The sequence below is a fragment of the Nocardioides bigeumensis genome, from assembly GCF_039531755.1.
GTDB lineage: Bacteria > Actinomycetota > Actinomycetes > Propionibacteriales > Nocardioidaceae > Nocardioides > Nocardioides bigeumensis.
The window spans coordinates 438,896-460,948 of sequence record NZ_BAAAQQ010000002.1 but is presented as its reverse complement, the minus strand read 5'-3'; the positions used below and the strand labels follow the sequence as shown (position 1 = coordinate 460,948).

General features: G+C 71.3%; 20 protein-coding genes. 7 read left to right on the top strand and 13 right to left on the bottom strand.

Translation table 11 applies throughout. From position 1 onward, the window contains the following. The first annotated feature begins 153 nt into the window (after positions 1-153). Entirely contained in the window at positions 154-2,304 is a 2,151-nt protein-coding gene (locus tag ABD295_RS03455; RefSeq protein WP_344302217.1) for a molybdopterin-dependent oxidoreductase, read from the top strand. A 9-nt stretch (positions 2,305-2,313) separates the two neighbouring features. Here the strand turns inward: ABD295_RS03455 and ptsP are convergent, their stop codons facing one another. Further along, on the bottom strand, positions 2,314-3,996 hold the full coding sequence (gene ptsP, locus ABD295_RS03450; protein WP_344302216.1) for a phosphoenolpyruvate--protein phosphotransferase: 1,683 nt from the start codon (positions 3,994-3,996) through the stop codon (positions 2,314-2,316). Between the two features lie 139 nt (positions 3,997-4,135). On the opposite strand from ptsP, the gene ABD295_RS03445 reads away from it, so the two are divergent. The 4 genes from ABD295_RS03445 (at position 4,136) to ABD295_RS03430 (ending at position 8,307) form a co-directional block, all read left to right on the top strand. Then, positions 4,136-4,903: a DeoR/GlpR family DNA-binding transcription regulator gene (locus ABD295_RS03445; RefSeq protein WP_344302215.1), complete on the top strand. Its 768-nt coding sequence runs from the start codon at positions 4,136-4,138 to the stop codon at positions 4,901-4,903. Then, positions 4,900-5,871 carry a 1-phosphofructokinase family hexose kinase gene (locus ABD295_RS03440; RefSeq protein ID WP_344302214.1) on the top strand — a complete coding sequence of 324 codons (972 nt, stop codon included), beginning with the start codon at positions 4,900-4,902 and terminating at the stop codon, positions 5,869-5,871. Before ABD295_RS03445 ends, ABD295_RS03440 begins: the two co-directional genes overlap by 4 nt. A gap of 5 nt (positions 5,872-5,876) precedes the next feature. Beyond that, entirely contained in the window at positions 5,877-7,991 is a 2,115-nt protein-coding gene (locus ABD295_RS03435; protein WP_344302213.1) for a PTS fructose transporter subunit IIABC, read from the top strand. 73 nt (positions 7,992-8,064) lie between these two features. Continuing rightward, positions 8,065-8,307: an HPr family phosphocarrier protein gene (locus ABD295_RS03430; protein WP_344302212.1), complete on the top strand. Its 243-nt coding sequence runs from the start codon at positions 8,065-8,067 to the stop codon at positions 8,305-8,307. A gap of 109 nt (positions 8,308-8,416) precedes the next feature. On the opposite strand, the gene ABD295_RS03425 is transcribed toward ABD295_RS03430, so the two are convergent. The 9 genes from ABD295_RS03425 to rimP form a co-directional block, all read right to left on the bottom strand. Further along, complete coding sequence (locus ABD295_RS03425) at positions 8,417-9,430, bottom strand: hypothetical protein (RefSeq protein ID WP_344302211.1); 1,014 nt, start codon at positions 9,428-9,430, stop codon at positions 8,417-8,419. A 7-nt stretch (positions 9,431-9,437) separates the two neighbouring features. Further along, positions 9,438-10,379 (bottom strand): bifunctional riboflavin kinase/FAD synthetase, encoded by a 942-nt coding sequence (locus tag ABD295_RS03420; RefSeq protein WP_344302210.1) that lies wholly within the window; start codon positions 10,377-10,379, stop codon positions 9,438-9,440. A 75-nt stretch (positions 10,380-10,454) separates the two neighbouring features. Beyond that, complete coding sequence (locus tag ABD295_RS03415) at positions 10,455-11,312, bottom strand: hypothetical protein (RefSeq protein ID WP_344302209.1); 858 nt, start codon at positions 11,310-11,312, stop codon at positions 10,455-10,457. Between the two features lie 121 nt (positions 11,313-11,433). Beyond that, complete coding sequence (truB, locus tag ABD295_RS03410) at positions 11,434-12,339, bottom strand: tRNA pseudouridine(55) synthase TruB (RefSeq protein WP_425573952.1); 906 nt, start codon at positions 12,337-12,339, stop codon at positions 11,434-11,436. Continuing rightward, entirely contained in the window at positions 12,336-12,791 is a 456-nt protein-coding gene (gene rbfA, locus ABD295_RS03405; RefSeq protein ID WP_344302208.1) for a 30S ribosome-binding factor RbfA, read from the bottom strand. The genes truB and rbfA overlap by 4 nt, the downstream gene beginning before the upstream one ends. Before the next feature lie 144 nt (positions 12,792-12,935). Beyond that, positions 12,936-15,722 carry a translation initiation factor IF-2 gene (gene infB, locus ABD295_RS03400; protein ID WP_344302207.1) on the bottom strand — a complete coding sequence of 929 codons (2,787 nt, stop codon included), beginning with the start codon at positions 15,720-15,722 and terminating at the stop codon, positions 12,936-12,938. A gap of 157 nt (positions 15,723-15,879) precedes the next feature. Beyond that, the gene (locus ABD295_RS03395) at positions 15,880-16,200 is read right to left on the bottom strand and encodes a YlxR family protein (RefSeq protein WP_344302205.1); all 321 of its coding nucleotides are present in this window, start codon (positions 16,198-16,200) and stop codon (positions 15,880-15,882) included. A 173-nt stretch (positions 16,201-16,373) separates the two neighbouring features. Then, positions 16,374-17,342 (bottom strand): transcription termination factor NusA, encoded by a 969-nt coding sequence (gene nusA, locus ABD295_RS03390; RefSeq protein WP_344302204.1) that lies wholly within the window; start codon positions 17,340-17,342, stop codon positions 16,374-16,376. A 2-nt stretch (positions 17,343-17,344) separates the two neighbouring features. Continuing rightward, positions 17,345-17,830: a ribosome maturation factor RimP gene (gene rimP, locus ABD295_RS03385; protein ID WP_344302203.1), complete on the bottom strand. Its 486-nt coding sequence runs from the start codon at positions 17,828-17,830 to the stop codon at positions 17,345-17,347. 78 nt (positions 17,831-17,908) lie between these two features. Here rimP and ABD295_RS03380 point away from each other — a divergent pair, with 78 nt between their 5' ends. Further along, positions 17,909-18,424 carry a hypothetical protein gene (locus tag ABD295_RS03380; RefSeq protein WP_344302202.1) on the top strand — a complete coding sequence of 172 codons (516 nt, stop codon included), beginning with the start codon at positions 17,909-17,911 and terminating at the stop codon, positions 18,422-18,424. Continuing rightward, the gene (locus ABD295_RS03375) at positions 18,421-18,855 is read left to right on the top strand and encodes a ferritin-like domain-containing protein (protein ID WP_344302201.1); all 435 of its coding nucleotides are present in this window, start codon (positions 18,421-18,423) and stop codon (positions 18,853-18,855) included. The genes ABD295_RS03380 and ABD295_RS03375 overlap by 4 nt, the downstream gene beginning before the upstream one ends. Here ABD295_RS03375 and ABD295_RS03370 read toward each other — a convergent pair. From ABD295_RS03370 to ABD295_RS03360, 3 genes are all read right to left on the bottom strand, one after another. Then, positions 18,845-18,982, bottom strand: coding sequence for a hypothetical protein (locus ABD295_RS03370; protein WP_344302200.1), 138 nt, complete (start codon positions 18,980-18,982; stop codon positions 18,845-18,847). The genes ABD295_RS03375 and ABD295_RS03370 overlap by 11 nt on opposite strands. Before the next feature lie 383 nt (positions 18,983-19,365). Beyond that, positions 19,366-20,091, bottom strand: a complete 726-nt coding sequence (locus ABD295_RS03365; protein WP_344302198.1) for an HAD family hydrolase — start codon at positions 20,089-20,091, stop codon at positions 19,366-19,368. Positions 20,092-20,094: 3 nt separating this feature from the next. Beyond that, the gene (locus ABD295_RS03360) at positions 20,095-21,864 is read right to left on the bottom strand and encodes a proline--tRNA ligase (protein WP_344302197.1); all 1,770 of its coding nucleotides are present in this window, start codon (positions 21,862-21,864) and stop codon (positions 20,095-20,097) included. Positions 21,865-22,053 lie beyond the last annotated feature (189 nt).

The following is a 22,053-nucleotide window of genomic DNA, read 5'->3' as shown; positions in this document are numbered from 1 at the left end:
AGCCCGGAGCACCCCATCCTCAGGGGTGGACGTCCCACCCCCGACTTCGGTCGAACGACGTCGGAACAGCATCGAGACGGTAGGCATCCCGGACCTCGATTGAAGTAAGTCAGTGTACTTTAGGTCTGAGGGTGCCGCTGCGAGGATGCCGCCATGGCGACGACGGGCACGGCGGGTTCGATCACGGGGACCCGGCTCGCCGTCTGCAACCTCTGCGAGGCGATCTGCGGGCTCGAGCTCACCCTCACCGACGGCGCGGTCACCGGCGTGCGCGGCAACGCCGCCGACCCGCTCTCGCGAGGCCACATCTGCCCGAAGGGGGTGGCCATCGCCGACGTGCTCACCGACCCCGACCGACTCACCAAGCCGGTACGCCGCGTGGACACGCCCGAGGGCGCGCGCTGGGAGGAGATCGGCTGGGACGAGGCGTTCGACCTGGTGGCCGACGGTCTCAGCCGCGTCGTGAACGAGCACGGCAACGACGCCTTGGGCGTCTACCTCGGCAACCCCAACGTGCACAGCCTGGGCTCGATGACGCACGGCGTGGCGATGGTGAAGGCGCTGCGCACCCGCAACCGGTTCAGCGCGACCTCGGTCGACCAGCTCCCCGCGCAGCTCGTGGCGCATCTGCTCTACGGCCATCAGCTGCTGTTGCCGATCCCGGACCTCGACCGCACCGACTACTTCCTCGTCCTCGGCGCCAACCCCCTGGCGTCCAACGGGTCCTTGATGACGGTCCCCGACTTCCCCGGCCGGCTGCGCGCGCTCAAGGACCGCGGCGGGCGCATGGTCGTGCTGGACCCGCGGCGCACCGAGACGGCCAAGGCCGCGAGCGAGCACCACTTCGTGCGCCCTGGGTCCGACGCGTTCGTGCTGCTCGCCCTGCTGCAGGTCGTCACGTCCGAGGGCCTCGCCGAGGTGCCGTCGTACGTCGACGGGCTGGCCGCCGTCGAGTCCGCCGTCGCGGCGTACACCCCTGAGCGAGCCGCCGAGCACAGCGGCCTGGCCGCCGACGAGATCCGGCGCCTCGCGCGCGAGCTCGCCACCACTGAGCGGGCGGTCGTCTACGGGCGGATCGGGGTGTCGACGCAGGAGTTCGGCACCGTCTGCGCCTGGGCCATCAACGCCCTCAACCTGCTGACCGGCCACGTCGACCAGGTGGGCGGGGCCATGTTCACCGACCCGGCGATCGACGCCGTCGGCACCGGCCTGATCGGCCGTGGCCACTTCGACGTCTGGCGCTCGCGCGTGCGCGGACTGCCCGAGGCCGCCGGCGAGCTCCCGGTGGCCGCCCTGCGCGAGGAGATCGAGACGCCGGGCCAGGGCCAGGTGCGCGCGATGCTCACCGTCGCGGGCAACCCCGTGCTCTCGACCCCCGACGGGCCTGCGCTGAACCGGGCCCTGGCCGGGCTCGACTTCATGGCGTCGGTGGACATCTACCTCAACGAGACCACCAGGCACGCGGACGTCGTCCTGCCGCCGACGACCGCCCTCGAGCGCGACCACTACGACCTCGTCTTCCACCTCCTGGCCGTGCGCAACACCGCCCGCTTCACCCCTGCGGTCTTCGCGAAGGGCGACGACCAGCGTCACGACTGGGAGATCTTCCGCGAGGTCGCACTGCGCACGACCGCGCGGCTGAAGGGCCGCCAGCCGGCCCTCAAGACCCGGCTCCTGCGCCGCGCCCGGTTGTCGACCCCGCCGGCGGTGCTCATCGACCTGCTGCTGCGGCGCGGCCGCTCGGGTCTCTCGGTACGCCGCCTGCGTCGCTCGCCGGAGGGCGTCGACCTCGGCCCGCTGCGGCCGGGGGCGCTCCCCGGCAAGCTCCAGACCAAGACCGGCAGGATCGACCTGGCCCAGCCGCTGGTCCTCGACGACCTCGAGCGGCTGGCCGCGCTCGCCCCTCCGGCCGACGACGAGCTGCTGCTCATCGGGCGTCGGCACCAGCGCGACTGCAACTCATGGCTGCACAACGCCGAGCGGCTCACCCGGGGCCGCCCGCGGCACCAGCTGTTGATGCACCCCGACGACCTCGCCGCGCGCGGCGTCGAGGACGGCGCCACCGTCGCGGTCACCTCACGCGTCGGGCGCGTGGAGGTCGAGGTCGCCGCGACCGACGACGTCATGCCCGGGGTCGTGAGCCTCCCGCACGGCTACGGCCACGCACGCGACGGCAGCACGCAGATGGGCAGCTCCAGCCGGGTCCCAGGGGTCTCCATCAACGACCTGACCGACCCCGAGCGGCTCGACGTGTCGGGCAACGCCGCGCTCAGCGGCGTACCCGTCCGGGTCTCTCCCGCCTAGAGGCCCGAGCTAGCGGTCCAGCAGCGCCCGCACGGCCTCGCGGCCGGCCTTGGGGTCGGCGGCCGAGAGGACGGCCTCGGCGGCCTCGCGGCAGGTCTCCATGGTGACGCGGGAGAGCTGCGCGCCGACCGGACGCACGGCGGCGGCCGCCATCGACAGCGACGTGATGCCCATGCCGATGAGCGCCGTCGCGAGCAGCGGGTCCGCGGCGGCCTCACCGCACACGCCGACCGGCTTGCCGGCCTGACGGCCCGCCTCGGCGGTGATGGCGATCAGGTGCAGCACGGCCGGCTGCCAGGGGTCGGTGAGGTGGGCCAGGTCCGTGGCCATCCGGTCGGCGGCCATGGCGTACTGCGTCAGGTCGTTCGTGCCGATGGACAGGAAGTCGACCACTTCCAGCATGCGGTGGGCGAGCAGCGCCGCGCTGGGGATCTCGACCATCACCCCGGGCTTGAGACCTCGGGCGCGGACCTTCTCGGCGAAGTCCGACGCCTCCGCCACGGTCGCGACCATCGGCGCCATCACCCACGTCTCGGTCCTCGACCGGGAGGCAGCGAGCGCGATCCCGTCGAGCTGGCGCTCGAGCAGGCCGGGGTTGTCGAAGGAGAGGCGCAGGCCGCGGACGCCGAGGGCAGGGTTCTCCTCGCCCTCGAGCGTGGCGAAGGCGATCGGCTTGTCCGACCCGGCGTCGAGCGTGCGGATCACGACGTACTCGTCCTCGCCGAAGGCGTCAAGCACCTGCTGGTAGATGTCGGCCTGCTCCTCGACGCTCGGCTCGTCCGTGCTCGAGAGGAAGCACAGCTCGGTCCGGAAGAGGCCGACGCCTTGCACCGGGCTCTCCGAGGCGGAACGTGCGGACTCACCGTCGGCGACGTTGGCGAGCAGCTTGACCGCGGTGCCGTCGGCGGTCGCGGCCGGGCCGGTCCACGTCGCGAGGACCTCGCGCTCCTCACGGCTGACCTGGACGCGCCGGTCCGCCTCGGCGGCGTCCGGTTCGAGCTCGATCGAGCCGACCGCGCCGTCGACCAGGAGCTGGGTGCCCGGGGCGACCCCGAGCGCGCCGGACACCCCGACCACGCACGGGATGCCGAGCTGGCGGGCGATGATCGCCGTGTGGCTCGTGGAGCCGCCGCGCTCGGTGACCAGCGCGACCACCACGGCCGGGTCGAGACCGGCGGTGTCGGAGGGCGCGAGGTCCTCCGCCACCAGGACCGAGGCGACGTCCGGGGTCGGCACGCCCGGCTCGGGCTCGCCCACCAGGTGGGCGACCAGGCGTCGCTCGATGTCCTGGAGGTCGGTGGCGCGCTCGGCCATCAGCCCGCCCATGCTGGTGAAGATCCCGACGAACTGTTCCACTGCCGCGTGCACCGCCGCGAGCAGGTCGGATCCACCCGTGAGGCTCTTGTTGACCGCGCCGCGCAGTCCCTTGTCGCGGGCCAGCCCGGCACTCGCGGTCAGCACCTCGGTGGCCGCGCCGCTGGCCTTCCCGGCCTTGCGCAGGAAGCTCTGGGCGACGGCCTCCGCCGCCTCGTCGTAGGCCGCCAGTGCGGCCTCCCCGTCGGCGTACCCCCCGTCGCCGAACCTCTCAATGGCGGCCGGCGAGACCTCGCCGCGCACGAGCAGGGCTGGCCCGTAGGCCACGCCGGGGACGACGGGGGTGCCGGTCAGTTCGCGAGTGGGGGCATCAGCCATGCAGGCCATTCAATCGCGAGCCGCCCTTGACAGTCAACAGATTCGGGACTAAAACAACACAAACACAGATCAACGCCCGCACAGCTCATCGGCCTCGACGGCCGGCCCGTTCGCCCCGCGACCATCCAGGGAGGCCCCGATGTACGCCGCTGAGCGTCAGCAGGCGATCGTCGACCTGATCACCCGCCGCGGCCGGATGTCGGTCAGCGACCTCTCGCAGCAGTTCGCGGTGACCACGGAGACCGTACGCCGCGACCTGTCGGCCCTGGAAGGGCTGCGCCTGGTCCGACGGGTCCATGGCGGCGCCATCGCCGCCGACGCCATCACCGTGCTGGAGACCGGGCTGAGCGACCGCGACCTGTCCCACCCCGAGGAGAAGGACCGCATCGCCGCGGCGGCGGTCGCCGAGCTGCCGCCGGGCGACGCGACCGTCCTGATCGACGCCGGCAGCACCACGGTCCGCCTCTCCGAGCTCTTCCCGGCCGACCGCCGGCTCACCGTGATCACCCACTCGGTCGCCGTCGCGCTGCGGCTGGCCGCCCAGCCCAACCTCGACGTGCACATGCTGCCGGGCCGCGTCCGCAGCACCACGCTGGCCGCCGTCGGCACCGAGACCGTGGCCGCGCTCGACCAGATCCGCGCCGACGTCGCCTTCCTCGGCACCAACGGCATCACCGTGCGGCACGGCCTGTCGACGCCCGACCACACCGAGGCGGCGACGAAGGCGGCGCTGATCGCCAGCGCGCACCGCGTCGTCGTGCTGTCAGACTCCAGCAAGATCGGGGTCGAGCGCACGGTGCGCTTCGCCCAGCTCTCGGACGTGGACACCCTCATCACCGACGACGGCATCAGCAACGACGACCGGACCGCCTTCGAGGCGGCCGGAGTAGAGGTCGTGGTGACATGATCCTGACGCTCACCCCCAACCCGAGCATCGACCGCACGGTCGCCCTGGCGGGTCCACTCGAGCGCGGTGAGGTGCAGCGGGTGACCTCCGTGGTCTCCCAGGGTGGCGGCAAGGGCATCAACATCTCACGGGCGTCGGTCAGCGCCGGGATCCCCTCGGTGGCGGTGCTGCCGGCCGACAAGGACGACCCCTTCGTCCACGAGCTGCTCAGCGCCGGGATCGACGCACGGACGTCCCGGCCCGCCGGAGAGATCCGGGTCAACCTCGCCATCACCGAGCCCGACGGCACCACGACCAAGCTCAACAGTCCCGGCGCCATGATGGACGCCGAGCACCTCGACGACATGTCCCGCACGCTGCTGCACCGCGCCGCGTCCGTCGACTGGGTCGTCCTGGCGGGCTCGCTGCCGCCCGGGGCCCCCGACGACTACTACGCGCGCCTCGTCCGCGACCTCCACGGGGTGCTCGAGGCCGGGAGCGGCGGCAAGGTCGCCGTCGACACCAGCGAGGGCCCGCTCAGGGCCCTGGTCGACGCCCTCCCCGGCTCCGCTCCGGACCTCATGAAGCCCAACGGCGAGGAGCTGGCGTCCTTCACGGGCGGAGATCCCGACGAGCTGGAGAACGACCCCCGGGCCGCCGCCGCAGCGGCCCGCACCCTCGTCGACCGGGGCGTGGGCGCGGTCCTGGCCACGCTCGGCGGCAAGGGCGCCGTCCTGGTCACCCGCGAGGGGGCTTGGCACGCCACCCCTCCACCCACCACAGTGGTGAGCACTGTCGGTGCGGGCGACTCCTCACTGTTCGGGTACGTCCTCGGAGACCTACGGCGGCTGGCCCCAGCGGAGCGGCTCGCTCTGGCGGTGGCGTACGGCAGCGCCGCGGCTGGCCTGCCCGGCACGACGATTCCCGAGCCGGGCCAGGTCCGCCCCGACCTCGTCGTCGTCGACCCACTCGACTCCCCGGAAGGTTGACGAGCATGCCCGACATCATCACCCCCGATCTCGTACGCCTCGACACGCCGCTCGGCGCCGACAAGCACGAGGTCATCCGTGCGCTCGCCGCGGTCGTCGGCGCTGCCGGGCGCGCGACCGACGTCGACCAGCTGGTCGCGGACGCCTTCGCGCGGGAGGAGACGTCGGCCACCGGCCTGCCAGGCGGGATCGCCATCCCGCACTGCCGGACCACCGGCGTCGACGAGCCGACCCTCGCCTTCGCGCGTCTCTCCCCCGGCGTCGACTTCGGCGCCAAGGACGGCCCGGCCGACATCGCGTTCCTGATCGCAGCCCCGGCCGGTGGCGACGCCACACACCTGCAGCTGCTGACCAAGCTCGCCCGCTCGCTGGTGAAGGCCGAGTTCACCACCGCACTGCGCGAGGCGCAGACGCCCGAGGAGGTCGTGGCCCTGGTCCGCGAGGCGCTCGGCGACGCGCCCGCCCCCGCTCCTGCCGTGGCTCCTGCCGCGGCGTCCGCCCCGTCATCCCCCGCCCCGGCGACGGACGCCCCATCGGCCGAGCCCGCCCCGGCCGCAACCGCCACGTCCGGCCCCAAGAGCCTCGTGGCGGTCACCGCGTGCCCGACCGGCATCGCCCACACCTACATGGCCGCGGAGGCCCTCGAGCAGGCCGCCGAGCGCGCCGGCGTCACCATCCACGTCGAGACGCAGGGATCGGCCGGCTCCACGCCGCTCGCCCCCGACACGATCGCCCAGGCCGCGGCGGTGATCTTCGCCGTCGACGTCGGCGTGCGCGACCGCGGCCGGTTCGGCGGGAAGCCGATGGTCTCGTCGGGGGTGAAGCGACCGATCGACGACGCCGACGCGATGATCGCCGAGGCGCTGCGCTACGCCGACGACCCGAACGCGCCGCGTGTCGAGGGCTCCGGCGGCGACGCCGGTGGTGCCGGCAGCCACGGCGCCGAGGAGTCTTGGGGCGGTCGCACGCGTCGCGTGCTGATGACCGGCGTCTCCTACATGATCCCGTTCGTCGCCGCGGGCGGTCTCCTCATCGCCCTCAGCTTCCTGCTCGGCGGTTACGAGATCGTCGGACCCTACGGCGACATCGCGGTCAACAACACGCTGCTCGACCCGCCCGACGTCGACGCCCTCGGACTCGAGCACGCGTTGTTCGGCAGCGGCGTGCTCGCCTACATCGGCGCTCTGTTCTTCATCATCGGCAAGACCGCGTTCATGCTCTTTATCCCCGCGCTCGCCGGTTACATCGCCTACGCCATCGCGGACCGGCCCGGCATCGCGCCGGGCTTCGTGATGGGCGGCCTCGCCGCGAACCTCTTCGGTGTGGCGGACCCCGACGGTGTCGGCCTGCCCGCGACCGGCTTCCTCGGCGCCATCGCAGGTGGCGTGCTCGCCGGGCTGATCGCGCACTGGATCTCCGGGTGGAAGGTGCCGAAGTGGGCACGGGGCCTGATGCCCGTGCTGGTCATCCCGCTCTTCACCTCGGTGCTGGCGGGACTCCTGATGATCGTCGTCCTGGGCAAGCCGATCGGCTGGCTGATGGGGCAGCTCGAGGAGGGGCTCAACTCCCTGAGCGGAAGCAGTGCCGTCATCCTGGGCATCATCCTCGGCCTGATGATGGCCTTCGACATGGGCGGACCTCTCAACAAGGTGGCCTACAGCTTCGCGGCGGCAGGCGTGGGGGGCGCGGCGCTGGCGAGCGACGCTCCCGAGCTGAAGATCATGGCCGCGGTGATGCTGGCCGGCATGGTTCCTCCGCTGGCGCTGGGCCTCGCCACCGCGGTCCGACCCGGCCTGTTCAACGCCGCCGAACGCGAGAACGGCAAGGCCGCCTGGCTGCTGGGAGCGTCGTTCATCACCGAGGGCGCGATCCCCTTCGCGGCCGCCGACCCGCTCCGGGTGATCCCGTCGATCATGGCCGGCAGCGCGGTCACCGGGGCGCTGTCGATGGGTCTGGACGTCAGCGTACGAGCGCCACACGGCGGCATCTTCGTGCTGTTCGCCGTCGGCAACGTGTTCGGGTACCTCATCAGCCTGGTCGCCGGGACGCTCGTGGGCGGCGCTCTCGTCGTGGTGCTCAAGTCGATGGGCACGCAAGACACCGACCTGGCCACGGTCTGACCACCCAACCGACCCCGGCCCACGCACCCGACCCACCCACTACCCTCAACGAACCCCACCCTTAGGAGAACGTATGCCCAGCAAGTCCGTCGTCGTCGGATCCTCGGTCGGCCTGCACGCCCGTCCCGCCGCGCTCATCTCCGAGGCCGCGTCCGAGCTGGGCTCGGAGGTGACGATCAACGGCGTCGACGCCAGCTCGTCGCTGCTGATCATGACCCTCGGCGCCGGTCATGGTGACACCGTCGAGGTCGCCGGCGACGACCAGGACGCCGTCGACAAGATCGCTGCGCTGGTCGAGCAGGACCTCGACGCCTGACGGCGAGTCGGCGCTTCGTCGACTCCACGACCGTCGAGTCGGCGCTTCTTCGACCTCGCCCGCCGACTTCGCGCCCACCCAGGCCTTCTAGGGTCGACGAGGCGCCGACTCAGCTTTGCTCAGGTCGACGAGGCTCCGACCCGCCGTTCTCCAGCAACGACCTGTAGACCAGTCGCACGCTGACCGCCCGTTCGAGCTCCCGGCGGATCCGGGTGAAGAACTGCTTGCGGTAGTTGGCGTCGCTCACGGCGTAGACCGTGAAGTAGAGCCCTGCGAACGCCGCGAGGAACGTCGAGACCTTCACCAGCTCCAGGCTCACCAGCGCGAAGCCGGGCGCGTAGTGGGGGCGGTGGCCGACCCAGTCGAGGATCACCTCGTCCTGGATCGCCACGCTGCCGAAGACGAGGAAGAACACCCAGACGGCGATCGAGAGCAGCAGCACCTGGATGGCCTGCGCGATGAGCAGGACCAGCACGAGGTTGCCGCGCTCGAGGCCGACGACGTCGGAGTGCCGCTCGAGCATCTCCTCGGTGACCTCCAGCTCCGCCGCAGCCTGCTCGACCGGGGTGCCGGTGCACGCGGTCACGACCGTCTCGGCGGTGAGCTCCGCGTCGTACTCCTCGAGCTCCTCGGGCAGCCGGGCCAGCAGGAAGCCCACCCCGATGACGGCGAAGACGAGCACGGCCTGCCAGAGCACGCCGGTGTCCAGCGCCGAGGTCACCTGCCAGACCTCGGTGTTGATGAAGAGGAACGTGATGAAGAGCAGCAGCAGCGGCAGCGCCCGCGACGCGAGCGGGAAGAGGAGACCGAGCGAGCGGAGGGTACGCCGCGCCGCCCAGCCCGCCACCGCGCTGCCGTAGAGCGAACGCAGCGCCCACCCGGCGACCAGCGCGGCAAACGCGGTCTCGCCCCACGCCAGACCGGCCGCGGTGTCGCGCCACCACCCGACGGAGATGCCCACTCCCACCGCGACCAGCAGCGCCAAGAGCCCTACACGCACCAGATGGCCGCGCGAGAGCCGACGCCTGACCGCGACGCCCTGCGACTCCACGAACCACGGCAGTCCGTGCGCGTCGAGCCACCGCTCGGTGGCCCGGACGGTGGTCTCCGGGTCCTCGGTCATGCGGTGGTCACGCGAGCAGCTCGCGCGCGCGGCGCACGTCGTCGGCCATCTGCTCGACCAGCTCGTTGACCGCGTCGGCACCGGCGAACCGGATCATCCCCCGCAAGTGGGCGACGAAGCCGATCTCGACCTCGATGCCGTAGAGCTCGAGATCGTCGCGATCGAGGACATAGGCCTCGACGCGGCGGGAGCGCTCCCCGTCGAAGGTCGGATTGGTGCCGACCGAGATGGCGGCCGGGAGCCGCTCGCCGGTGTCACGACGGGTCAGCCAGCCGGCGTACACACCGTCGGCGGGAGCGGCCACCGAGCCCACAGGCACGTTGGCGGTCGGGTAGCCGAGCTCGCGGCCGCGCCGGTCGCCCTCGACGACGACCCCAACGACGGTGAACGACCGGCCGAGGGCCTCGGCGGCGCCCTCGACGTCGCCCGCGGCGAGACAGCTGCGGACGTAGGTCGACGACCACACCTGTGGCCCACCATCGAGCGCCACTCCCACGACCGTGAAGTCCTTCACCGCGCCCTCGCGGGTCAGCAGCGCCACGTCGCCGGCGGCCTTGTGGCCGAAGCGGAAGTTGGCCCCGACCACCACGCCCCGGGCGTGGAGGGCTCCCACGACCACCCGGTCGACGAACTCCTCCGGCGCCCAGCTCGCGATCTCGCGGCTGAAGGGCACGACCAGGACGTCATCGGCACCGTGCTCGACGAGGAGCGCGCTGCGCTGCGCGATCGAGGAGAGCGTCACCGGCGCGTGCTCCGGCCTGAGCACCGCGAACGGGTGCGGGTCGAAGGTGACGGCCACGACGGTCCCGACCCCGAGCTCGGACGCGACCTCGCGCGCCTCGTGCAGGACCTTCTGGTGCCCACGGTGGACACCGTCGAAGTTGCCGATCGTGACGACGGTCCGGCCGAGATCGGCCGGCACCTCGGAGACGTCTCGCCAGGTCCGCACGAGACGAAAGCCTCCCATACCGGCGCTCGTGGCTACCGGCACGGGAGGCTTCGTCGGTGGTGCTGCGTCAGGCTGCTACTTGAGCTTGATCCCGCGGATCATGCCCATGAAGGCGTGCGGCATGCCGCCCATGGAGGCGTCAGGCCAGAAGCAGAGCATGACGTAGTTGCCCTTGGGCAGCTTGTAGCTGACGGTCTCGCTCAACCCCGGGCTCACGACGCCCATCGACAGGCCCTTGTTGAAGTCGACCGGAGGCGGACCGGACGGACCGGTCTCGCTGAGGAACCACTTCTTGAAGTCGCTGAGCGACTTGCCCTTCTTGAGCTTCACCATCTCCACGAAGTGGTTCTGGGTCGCGGCGTTCTTGAAGGTCAGCAGGCCCTTGTTCGGGATGGACTTCGGGCTGCCAGCCCACTTGGCCGCGGACTTGGCCTTGATCTGCGCCGAAGCGGGCATCACGTTGCCGGTGTCGGCCCCCGTCACGGTGACCGGGAGGAACTTGGCGGGGTCGGTGGTGCCCACGTCGAGCGCCCAGTAGGTGCCCGGCGTCAAGGTGACGACGAGGGTGCCCGGGTGGTCGGCCATGGCAGCCGTGCCACCGGCGAGGGTGACGTTGGCCTCGAACCTCTTGAGGGGCTTGACCTTGCCTCTGTCGAGGCCCTTCTCGATGTCTCTCGCGGCTTCCTGGGGCGTGTAGCCCGCGGCCGGGATGACGAGCTGGAAGTCTGCGCGCTTCCGCTTCGTCGAGACGGTGAACTCGGTGACCCCGGGCTGGAGCGTCGTCGGCATCGTCACGACGTGGCCCTTGCTGATGCTCACCGGTACCGGTGCGGTCGCCGCCTGGGCAGGGGCGGAGGCTGCGACGACCGTGAGGCTGGCCGCGCCTGCGAGCGCGAGGCTCGCGAGGGCAGCGCGGTACTTGGGTGCTGACATGTGTTCTCCCCGTTTGTTGCCGATCGACCGACCATCGACTTTGGTCGGATTGCTGGCCGCCACCATGCCCTCGACGAGGCACTTTGCCCAACACCCTTTCGGGTCGACTAGACCAGCCAGGTCAGACGAAGACGGCCACGGCGGCGGCGACGCCCTGGCTCTTGCGCTCGTACAGCGCCAGGAACTCGCCATCCGGCGCGAAGACGGCCACAGGGATGCCGTCGGGCAGGTCGATGCGCAGCTGCCGGCCGAAGCGGACGTCGGCCGCGAGCGCGTCGTCGAGGTCGCGCGAGTCGAAGGTGTCGCGCGCGGCGGCCGCGATCGGGACGAGGGCTTCCTTGCCCCGCTCCGCCAGGTCCTCCAGGGTCACGGCGACGTCGAGGCCGAACGCCCCGACCGCCGTGCGTCGCAGGGCGATGAGATGGCCCCCGACGCCGAGGGCGGCACCGAGGTCCCGCGCCAGGGCGCGGACGTAGGTACCGCTGGAGCAACGCACGGAGAAGTCCACGTCGGTGAAGTCCGCGACGGAACGGACGTCATGGACCTCGATCTCGTGCACGGTCACCGGCCGCGCCGGGAGCTCGACCTCCTCACCGGCGCGCACGCGTTCGTAGGCGCGGCGGCCGTCGACCTTGATCGCCGAGACGTCGGTCGGCACCTGCTCGATGTCGCCGACGAAGCGCGCCAGGGCCGAACGGATGTCGTGCTCCGCCAGCTGCCCGGCCGGCGTCGCGCCGGTCACCTCGCCCTCGGCGTCGTCGGTCGTCGTGCTGACCCCGAGGCGTGCGGTGGCGACGTAGGTCTTCTCGGTCGCCAGCAGGTGGCCGAGCAGGCGGGTCGCCCTGCCGACGCCGAGCACGAGCACGCCCGTCGCCATCGGGTCCAGGGTCCCGGCGTGCCCGACCTTGCGGGTGCCGAGCGCACGGCGGGCGCGCGCGACGACGTCGTGCGAGGTCATCGCGCCGGGCTTGTCGACGACGACCAGCCCGGTCGGGCCGGCCCTGCCGTGGGCGCCGCCGCCGCTCACGCCTCGTCAGGCTCGTCGGCGTCGGCGACGTCTTCAGGCTCCCGGGGCTTCTTGTACGGGTCCGGCTCGCCGGCGTAGGTCTCGACCCGGGACGCGGCCACGGCCTCGTCCAGCGCCCGCGCCTTGGCCAGCACGTCGTCGAGGTGCCGAGCCGACTCCGGCAGCGCGTCTGGCACGAAGGTCAACGAAGGGACGTGGCGCATGCCGAGCTGCTTGCCGACCTCGGAGCGGATCAGCCCCTTGGCCGACTCGAGCGCCGCTGCCGTACCGGCCAGCTCCTCGTCCTCACCCAGCACGGTGTAGAAGATCGTGGCCTGCTGGGTGTCTCCGGTGACGCGGACGTCGGTCACGGTGACGAAGCCCAGTCGCGGGTCCTTGACCCGTCGCTCGAGCATCTCCGCCACGATGACCTGGATCCGGTCGGCGATCTTGCGCACCCGCGGGCTGGTCATGACAAAGCTCTTTCGTTGAGTTGGCCCTGCAGGCCCCTTGAGTTGGCCCCCCGGGCCCCTGTCCAAGCACCCGAGCCGGCCGTCCGGGCCCTCGAGGGGCCCGGAGGGCCGACTCGAGGGGCCCGGAGGGCCAGCTCAACGTGCTCAGCTGCGCGGGATCTCCCGCATCTCGAACGCCTCGACGACGTCGTCGATCTTGATGTCCTGGTAGTTGCGCAGGACCAGACCGCACTCGAAGCCCTCACGGACCTCGGACGCGTCGTCCTTCTCCCGGCGCAGCGACGCCAGGTCGAGGTTGTCGGCCACCACGGCACCGTCGCGCAGCAGGCGCACCTTGGCGTTGCGGCGGATCGTGCCCGACGTGACCATGCAGCCGGCGATGTTGCCGAGCTTGGACGAGCGGAAGATCTCGCGGATCTGCGCCTGCCCGAGCACGTTCTCCTCGAACTCCGGCTTGAGCATGCCCTTGAGCGCGGCCTCGATCTCGTCGATGGCCTGGTAGATCACGGTGTAGTACCGGATCTCCACGCCCTCCTTGTCGGCCATCTCGGTCGCCTTGCCCTGCGGGCGGACGTTGAAGCCGATGATGATCGCGTCGGAGGCGGCCGCGAGGTCGACGTTGGTCTCGGTGATCGCACCGACACCGCGGTCGATGACCCGGAGGCTGACCTCCTCGCCCACGTCGATCTGCGACAGCGCGTCCTCGAGCGCCTCGACCGAACCGGACACGTCGCCCTTGAGGATGAGGTTGAGCTCCTGGCTCTCGCCCTTCTCCATGGAGGCCATGAAGTCCTCGAGCGTACGACGCACGCGGCGCTTGGCCTGGTTGGCCGCCCGCTCGCGAGCCTCGCGCTTGTCGGCGATCTGGCGTGCCGTGCGGTCGTCCTCGACCACCAGCAGGTTCTGCCCGGCGCCTGGGACCGACGTCAGGCCGAGCACCATGGCCGGACGCGACGGGTCGGCTTCCTCGATGTTGCCGCCGTGCTCGTCGAGCATCGCGCGGACGCGGCCGTAGGCCGGGCCCGCGACGATCGTGTCGCCCACGCGCAGCGTGCCGCGCTGGATGAGCACCGTGGCCACCGGACCGCGACCGCGGTCGAGGTGGGCCTCGACGACCAGGCCCTGGGCGTCCTGGTGGGGGTTGGCCCGCAGGTCCAGGGATGCGTCCGCCGTCAGGATGATCGCCTCGAGCAGCTTGTCGAGGTTGAGCCCCGCCTTTGCCGACACGTCGACGAACATCGCGTCGCCGCCGTACTCCTCGGGCACCAGGCCGTACTCGGAGAGCTGACCGCGCACCTTGGTCGGGTCGGCGTCCTCCTTGTCGATCTTGTTGACCGCCACGACGATCGGCACGTTGGCCGCCTTCGCGTGGTTGAGCGCCTCGACCGTCTGCGGCATCACGCCGTCGTCGGCCGCGACCACCAGCACCGCGATGTCGGTGGCCTGCGCACCACGCGCACGCATGGCGGTGAACGCCTCGTGACCCGGGGTGTCGATGAAGGTGATGCGACGGTCGTTGCCGTCGACCTCGGTGTGGACCTGGTAGGCACCGATGTGCTGGGTGATGCCACCGGCCTCCTTGTCGACGACGTTGGCGTCGCGCAGCGCGTCGAGGAGCTTGGTCTTTCCGTGGTCGACGTGACCCATGACGGTGACGACCGGCGGCCGGATGACCAGGTCGCTCTCGTCGCCCTCGTCACTGCCGTACTCGAGGTCGAAGGACTCGAGCAGCTCGCGGTCCTCGTCCTCGGGGGACACGACCTCGACGATGTAGTTGAGCTCCTCGCCCAGCAGCTCGAGGGTGGCGTCGTTGACCGACTCGGTCGCGGTCACCATCTCCCCCAGGGAGAACAGCATCTGCACCAGCGAAGCGGCGTCGACGTTGATCTTCTCGGCGAAGTCGGTCAGAGAGGCGCCGCGCGCCAGGCGGACGGTCTCGCCGTTGCCCTTGCGGACGCGGATGCCGCCGATCGTCGGGGCTTCCATCTGCTCGAACTCTTGACGACGCGCGCGCTTCGACTTGCGTCCACGGCGAGACGGGCCGCCGGGACGGCCGAACGCGCCCTGCGTCTGGCCGCGCTGGCCGGGACGACCACGTCCGCCACCGGGTCCACCGCCGAAGCCGGGACCGCCGCGACCGGGAGCACCTGCGCCGGCACCGGCGGGAGCACCGCGTCCCGGAGCGCCACCGCGCGCGGGAGCGCCGCCGCGTCCGCCCGGACCACCGCCGGGACGGCCGGGACCGCCGGCACCACCGGGGCCACCGCGACCGGCGGGACCGAACTGACCAGGCGACTTCGGCATCATCGCCGGGTTGGGCCTGGGCATGCCGGGTCGTGCGGCCGCGCCGCCCTCACGGGCGGCCGGCGGACGCGGGATCGCCGCGTCGCCCGGCGTGCCGGGAGCGGGCGCGGGCCGACGGCCCATGCCCTGCGAGGAGGCGAACGGGTTGTTGCCGGGGCGCGGGGCACCTGGTCGGCCGACCGGGCGCGGGGCCGGCGACTTGCCGTCGTCGCCCTTCGCAGCCGGTGCCTCGGGAGCCTCGGTGGACTCGACGACCTCAGCGGCCGGGGCAGCCTGCTCGACCACCGGCTCGGGGGCCGGCTCGGCGGCCTTGGCCGGGCCGGGCTTCGGAGCCGCGGGTGCAGCGGCGCCGCTCGGGGCCTCGGTCTCCGCGGGTGCGGGCGCTGCGGCCTTCTTGGCCGCGGGCTTGGCCGGCGCGGCCGCGGGTGCGTCGGCCGGCTTGTCGGCGGGCTTCTGGGAGGCCAAGAGCGCCTCGCCGTACATCTTCTTGAACCGCATCTCGACGGGAAGCTCGATCGTCGAGGAGGGCGACTTGACGAACTCGCCCATCTCCTTCAGCTTCTCGAGCACATCCTTGCTCTCGATGCCGTAAGTCTTGGCGAGTTCGTGAACTCGGGTCTTAGCCACGTTTCTCCTTCTGGCTCGAGACCCGGTTCTGGTGCCCGAATTGTCGGGCGGGGCTCGAGACCGTTATGGGTGGTGCAAACTCATCGGGAGTTACTCATCGAGTGCTCATGAGCTGCTGCTCCAGTCTCTGGTCGGTGTTGCTTCAGGTGCTGATGCTTCAGGTGCTGGGTGCTGCTGCGAGCGACGCGAGGTAGTCCCCCACCGGCTCGGTGGCCAGCCGCTCGTCGGACCGGAGGGCCCGGGCGAACGCTCGCCGCCGCACCGCGAGGTCGTAACACGCCGACGTGGGGTGCAGGTGCGCCCCACGGCCCGGCGCGGTGGCATCCGGATCGGGTACGACGGCCGCCTGGCCGTGCGTGTCCCTGCCGGAGACCACCCGCAACAACTCGCTCTTCGCGGCCCGCGCACGACACCCGACGCAGGTGCGGACGGGGCCCTCCCCCACGATCAGGGCAGGACGCATCGATGTACGAGCCACTGTCACCAGTCTAGTCATGGGGCGGTTGAACGCCTAACCGGCTGCCTGCGTGGCGTCCCCGTCGTCAGCCTTCGTCTCACCGGGTTTCGAGACGCCCTGTTCGCGGCCTCGTGCCTCAGCCGCGAGGGCTACACAACCTCCTCGAGGCGGCGCCGACCGCTCGTTCCTCGCGGTCAGCTTGCCTCGTCGGACTTGATGTCGATGCGCCAGCCGGTGAGGCGGGCGGCCAGGCGGGCGTTCTGGCCCTCCTTGCCGATGGCGAGCGAGAGCTGGAAGTCGGGCACGACCACCCGCGCGGAGCGGCCGTCGGCGTCGAGCACCTCGACGGCGGTCACCCGCGCCGGCGACAGGGCGTTGGCCACGAGCTGGACCGGGTCGTCGGCCCAGTCCACGATGTCGATCTTCTCGCCGTGCAGCTCGGACATCACGTTGCGCACCCGCTGGCCCATCGGGCCGATGCAGGCGCCCTTGGCGTTCACCCCCGGGACCGTGGACTTGACCGCGATCTTGGTCCGGTGACCGGCCTCGCGGGCGATCGCGGCGATCTCGACGGTGCCGTCGGCGATCTCGGGCACCTCGAGCGCGAAGAGCTTCTTCACGAGGTTGGGGTGCGACCGCGACAGGGTGACCTGGGGGCCGCGCATGCCCTTGCGGACCGACACGACGAGCGTCTTGATGCGCTCGCCGTGCTGGTAGCGCTCGCCGGGGACGCGCTCGCCCACGGGGAGGATCGCCTCGAGCTTGCCCAGGTCGATCATCACGTCGTCGGGGTTGCGGCCCTGCTGGATGACGCCGGAGATCAGGTCGCCCTCCTTGCCCGAGAACTCCCCGAAGCGCACGTCGTCCTCGGCGTCGCGCAGCCGCTGTAGCATGATCTGCTTGGCCGTCGTGGCCGCGATGCGGCCGAAGCCGTCAGGGGTGTCGTCGTACTCCCCCACCACCTCGCCCTCGTCGTCGAGCTCGGAGGCGAACACGGTCACGTGGCCGGACTTGCGGTCGAGCACGACGCGCGCGTGCTCCTGCGCCCCCGGGGTCTTGTGGTACGCCGTCAGCAGCGCCTGCTCGATCGCCTCGACGAGGACCTCGAACGAGATCTCCTTCTCGCGCTCCAGCATCCGCAGGATGCTCAGGTCGATGTCCATGGTCAGTTGTCTCCTCGACGGTCGAACTCGATCTGGACCAGGGCGCTGGCCACGTCGTCGTACGCGAGCACGCGTTCGGTGCCGTCCACGTCGAGCACCGCGGACTCCTCGTCGGCCCGGGTGATCCGGCCGGTGACCTCGTGCTCGGAACCACCCTCGACGAGCGAGACCTTCACGAGCCGGCTGACGTTGCGGCGCCAATGACGCGGCAGGGTCAGGGGCCTGTCGACACCTCTGGAGGTCACCTCCAGGGTGTAGGGCAGCTCGCCCATCACGTCGGAGGCGTCGAGCGTCTCGGTGACGGCCCGGGTCGCGTCGGAGATGGTGTCGAGGGAGACCCCCTCGTCGCCGTCGATCGCGATGCGCAGCACCCGGTACTTGCCAGCGGGGGTGACCTCGACGGCCTCGACGTCTAGGCCGAGAGCACCCAGGGGTCCGGTCAGCTCCTGCGCGATCCGGTCGCGAACCGCGTCCGGTGCTCGGCTCATGTGCTCCGACCTCCTGTGTGCTGTTGTCAACGACCCACGATAGCGGTCGCCCCGGCACGTCGTGGGTAGGGTCGGCGGGTGCTCGCGTCCCGCCGTACCGCCACCCGAAGGGTCGTGCTGGCAGGGGGCGGAGCGGCGCTGCTCGCCGGCTGCGACCTCGACCCGCGAGCTGAGCGGGAACCGGCTCCAGCACCGACGTCCGGTGTCCCCTCAGCGGTGTCGGAGGACGCCGACGTCGAGCTCGGCGACCGGCTCCGGCTCAGCGTGCTCGGCATCCTCGGGCTGGTGGAGGCAGCACGGTCGCGCTACCCGCGCCTCCGCCGGCCGCTGGCCGGGCTGCAGGCGATGCACGAGGCCCACCTCGCGTTGCTCGACCAGGTCGGACCGGGGTCGGACGCCGTGCCGACGGGTGTCCCGATCACCCCGGACGGGCCGGCGGCGGCGCTCACCCAGGTCCGCGGCGCCGAGGCGAGCCACCAGCGGATGTTGGGTCGCACGTCCGTGCGGGCAGCGAGCGGGGCCTTCGCCCGGATGCTCGCGAGCATGGGTGCGGGTGTCGCAGCGCACCTGGCCGCGCTGCCGGAGGCGCCATGACGGCCGTCGACGCGCTCCAGGAGACGTTGGCCGCCGAGCACGCCGCCGTCTACATCTACGGCGCCCTCGGTGGCCGGACGTCCCAGTCGGCGACCCCCACGTTGTATGCCGCCGTGCGCGACGCCTACGTCACGCACCGGTCGCAACGCGACCAGCTGACCCGGACCCTCAGGGACCTGGGCGTCGAGCCGGTGGCCAGCGAGGTGGCCTACGACGCACCCGACGACCTGGACACCCCCGAGGCGATCGGGGCCGCGGCAGCCGCGCTCGAGGACGGGTGCGCGGCGACGTACGCCGCGTTGGTCGCCGAGACCGTCGGCGACCAGCGCCGCTGGGCGGTCACCGCCCTCATGGGGGCCGCCGTGCGGCAGGTGGACATGGGAGCGGCACCCGGGATCCTCCCGGGCGCCGCCGACCTCATCAGCTCCTGAGTCGATCCTCAGGCGCGTAGGCGCCGAACATCTGCTGCTCCGCGCCCTCGGGCAGCCGGTGGTCGGTCCCGCCTGTGCGGGCGTAGTCCCAGGGGAAGGTCGCGATGCCGAGGTACTTGCAGTCCACCAGCCGGCTGTTCAGGTCCCGAAGGTCAAAGATCCGCGGGCAGCACGCAAATGGCGACAGGCCCCGAGCGATGCTCGGGGCCTGTCGAGGGATCGTTCACACAGCGGTCCGCGAGCTTGCCTTCCGGGGAAGTCCCGAGATCTCCCCCGGACTGACAAGGTCGCGGACCGATATGCGGGTCTGTCAGCAAAGACCCTGGTCGTACGGCGCTGGGTTCGTCCGGGCCAGCATCCCTTCGGAACCTCTTGCAAAAGTATGCATGCGCTCAAGGGGGGATCCGAGCAGAACAGTTCCTCACCTTTTCGCACTGCAACAACCTGCAGAAGATGCGCTCAATGCACTATTGCGAACTGGCGCCGTGGCCATGCAGGACAGGGCCTGGGTCAGGTGGGGCGGATGCGCCCGGTGATCTGACGCAGCACCGCGGGAACGTCTGCGAGACGCTGCACGACGCCGTCCGGATCACCCTCGGTGTGCCCGATCTGCACGGCCGGGATGTTGCTGTGCGGCACGTGGACGGCCAGCATCCCGGCGCTGTGGGCACCCCACATGTCGTCGAAGAGGCGGTCGCCGACGTACACGCAGCGGCCGGGGTCCTGGACGCCCACGGCGTCCATCGCCGCCTGGAAGGCCATCGGCGACGGCTTGGTCCAGGGGATCTCCGAGCTGTAGACGTCGCCGTCGATCAGCGGCATCAACCCGTCGCGCTCGAAGATGCGGTGGTGCCACTCGCGCGGCCAGATGGTGTTGGAGAGGATGCCGACCTTGAGCCCCTCGGCCCGGAGCTCCTCGAACATCGGCAGCACGTCGGGGTCGGTGAGCGTGTAGGGCTCCCAGAACTCGAAGTACGCCGTCAGGAGCTCGGGATCGTGCTCGAGGCCGGCCTCCGCGAAGAGGTCCTCGATGGTCGCACTGCGCTGGTGGTCGCGCGACCAGCCCCAGACCGTCTGGCCGGCGGCGTGCAGGGCCGCCGCGTTGACCGTGTGGTCGTGGTCGCCCGCGGCACCCACGGCCTGGGCCAGGGCGAACGACTCCTCGTGGAAGTCGATGTCGTGCCACCGGTTGAGGGTGCCGCCCCAGTCGAAGATGACGGCGTCGAGCCCCTCCACCGGCTAGCCCTTCCCGGCCAGGCTCGCCAAGTAGGCGGCCGCCTCGGCGACCGCGACGTCGGTGCGCTCACCGGACCGGCGGTCCTTGACCTCCACCACCCCGTCCGCGAGGCCGCGACCAACGGTCACGATGGTCGGGACGCCCAGGATCTCGGCGTCCTTGAACTTCACTCCCGGGCTCACCTTGGGACGGTCGTCGTAGATCACCTCGACCCCACGGGCGCTCAGGTCGGCGACCAGCGACGCGGCCGCCTCGAAGACGGCCTCGTCCTTGCCGGTCGCAACGACGTGCACGTCGGCAGGCGCGACCTCGCGCGGCCAGCACAGCCCCAGCTCGTCGAGGGTGTTCTCGGCGATCGCGGCGACGGCCCGTGAGGGTCCGATGCCGTAGGAGCCCATCGTGACCGTGACGAGCTTGCCGTTCTCGTCGAGCACCTGGAGGCCGAGCGCGTCGGCGTAGAGGCGGCCGAGCTGGAAGATGTGGCCCATCTCGATGCCGCGCGCGCTCTCGAGCACCCCGTCGTCACAGTTGGGGCAGGGGTCGCCGTCGCGGACCTCGGCGGCCTCGATGGTGCCGTCGGGCGTGAAGTCCCGCCCGACCACGAGGTCGAGGACGTGCTGGCCCTCGACGTTGGCGCCGGTCACCCAACGGGTGCCCTCGACGACGCGGGGGTCCACGACGAAGCGGATGCCGGAGGTGCCGTCCGAGCCGAGGGCGCCGGGGCCGATGTAGCCCTTGACGAGGGTGGGGTGCTTGCGCAGCTCATCCTCGTCCATCGCCTCGACCTCGAGCGGCTCGAGCTGGCCGGAGAGGCGCTTGAGGTCGATCTCGCGGTCGCCGGGCACGCCGATCGCCAGCGGCTCCTTGGTGCCGTCAGGGTGCTTGATGACCACGAGCACGTTCTTGAGCGTGTCGCCCGCCGCCCAGGGTCTGTCGTCGCGCGGCCTCTTCTCGTTGAGGTGGTCGACCAGCGTGTCGATGGTCGGGGTGTCGGGCGTCTCCTCCGCGTGCGCGGCGGGCACGCCGTCGTACGCCACGGGCGCGGGCGGGCGGGTGGCGACCGCCTCGACGTTGGCGGCGTAGTCGCAGCTGGTGCAGCGGACGTAGGTGTCCTCCCCCACGGCGGCCTTGGCGAGGAACTCCTCCGACTTCGACCCGCCCATGGCGCCCGACGTCGCCTTGACGATCACGTATTCGAAGCCGAGTCGGTCGAAGATCCGGATGTAGGCGTCACGGTGGGCCTGGTAGGACACGTCCAGCCCGGCGTCGGTGGCGTCGAACGAGTAGGAGTCCTTCATCACGAACTCACGACCGCGGAGCACGCCGGCACGGGGTCGTGCCTCGTCGCGGTACTTCGTCTGGATCTGGTAGATCCACAGGGGAAGGTCCTTGTAGGACGAGTAGAGGTCCTTGACGATGAGCGCGAACATCTCCTCGTGGGTCGGCCCCAGGAGGTAGTCGGCCCCCTTGCGGTCCTTCAGGCGGAAGATGCCGTCGCCGTAGTCGGTCCAGCGGCCGGTCGCCTCATAGGGCTCGCGCGGCAGCAGCGCGGGGAACAGCAGCTCCTGGGCGCCGATCGCGTTCATCTCATCGCGGATGATCTGCTCGATCTTGCGCAGCACCCGCAGTCCCAGCGGCAGCCAGGTGTACATGCCCGGCGCGACGCGCCGGATGTAGCCGGCACGGACGAGCAGCCGGTGGCTGGGCACCTCCGCGTCGTTGGGGTCCTCGCGCAGGGTGCGCACGAAGAGCGTCGACATCCGAAGGATCATGCGGCAAGGCTACGGCGCGGCGGCGGGCCACCGCGATTCGGTTACGCGTCTGCGGCGCGTACGCCCGCGGACAGCGCGCCGCGCCGAAATGGTGGCGCCGATCGAGCAACCTCGGGTAGAGGTGTTGCGTCTACCTCACGTCGCCCCTGGAGACACCTGACCCGACCAAGCCACCTACGCACCCGGAGC

What these genes read in the sequence shown, in the direction of transcription:
- rbfA (WP_344302208.1), bottom strand. Translation starts at nt 12,791, where the DNA reads ATGACCAGCCCGCGGGTGCGCAAGATCGCCGACCGGATCCAGGTCATC.
- ABD295_RS03430 (WP_344302212.1), top strand. Translation starts at nt 8,065, where the DNA reads ATGCCCAGCAAGTCCGTCGTCGTCGGATCCTCGGTCGGCCTGCACGCC.
- ABD295_RS03445 (WP_344302215.1), top strand. Translation starts at nt 4,136, where the DNA reads ATGTACGCCGCTGAGCGTCAGCAGGCGATCGTCGACCTGATCACCCGC.
- ABD295_RS03435 (WP_344302213.1), top strand. Translation starts at nt 5,877, where the DNA reads ATGCCCGACATCATCACCCCCGATCTCGTACGCCTCGACACGCCGCTC.
- ABD295_RS03440 (WP_344302214.1), top strand. Translation starts at nt 4,900, where the DNA reads ATGATCCTGACGCTCACCCCCAACCCGAGCATCGACCGCACGGTCGCC.
- ABD295_RS03360 (WP_344302197.1), bottom strand. Translation starts at nt 21,864, where the DNA reads ATGATCCTTCGGATGTCGACGCTCTTCGTGCGCACCCTGCGCGAGGAC.
- ABD295_RS03455 (WP_344302217.1), top strand. Translation starts at nt 154, where the DNA reads ATGGCGACGACGGGCACGGCGGGTTCGATCACGGGGACCCGGCTCGCC.
- ABD295_RS03415 (WP_344302209.1), bottom strand. Translation starts at nt 11,312, where the DNA reads ATGTCAGCACCCAAGTACCGCGCTGCCCTCGCGAGCCTCGCGCTCGCA.
- nusA (WP_344302204.1), bottom strand. Translation starts at nt 17,342, where the DNA reads ATGGACATCGACCTGAGCATCCTGCGGATGCTGGAGCGCGAGAAGGAG.
- ptsP (WP_344302216.1), bottom strand. Translation starts at nt 3,996, where the DNA reads ATGGCTGATGCCCCCACTCGCGAACTGACCGGCACCCCCGTCGTCCCC.
- ABD295_RS03425 (WP_344302211.1), bottom strand. Translation starts at nt 9,430, where the DNA reads ATGACCGAGGACCCGGAGACCACCGTCCGGGCCACCGAGCGGTGGCTC.
- rimP (WP_344302203.1), bottom strand. Translation starts at nt 17,830, where the DNA reads ATGAGCCGAGCACCGGACGCGGTTCGCGACCGGATCGCGCAGGAGCTG.
- ABD295_RS03375 (WP_344302201.1), top strand. Translation starts at nt 18,421, where the DNA reads ATGACGGCCGTCGACGCGCTCCAGGAGACGTTGGCCGCCGAGCACGCC.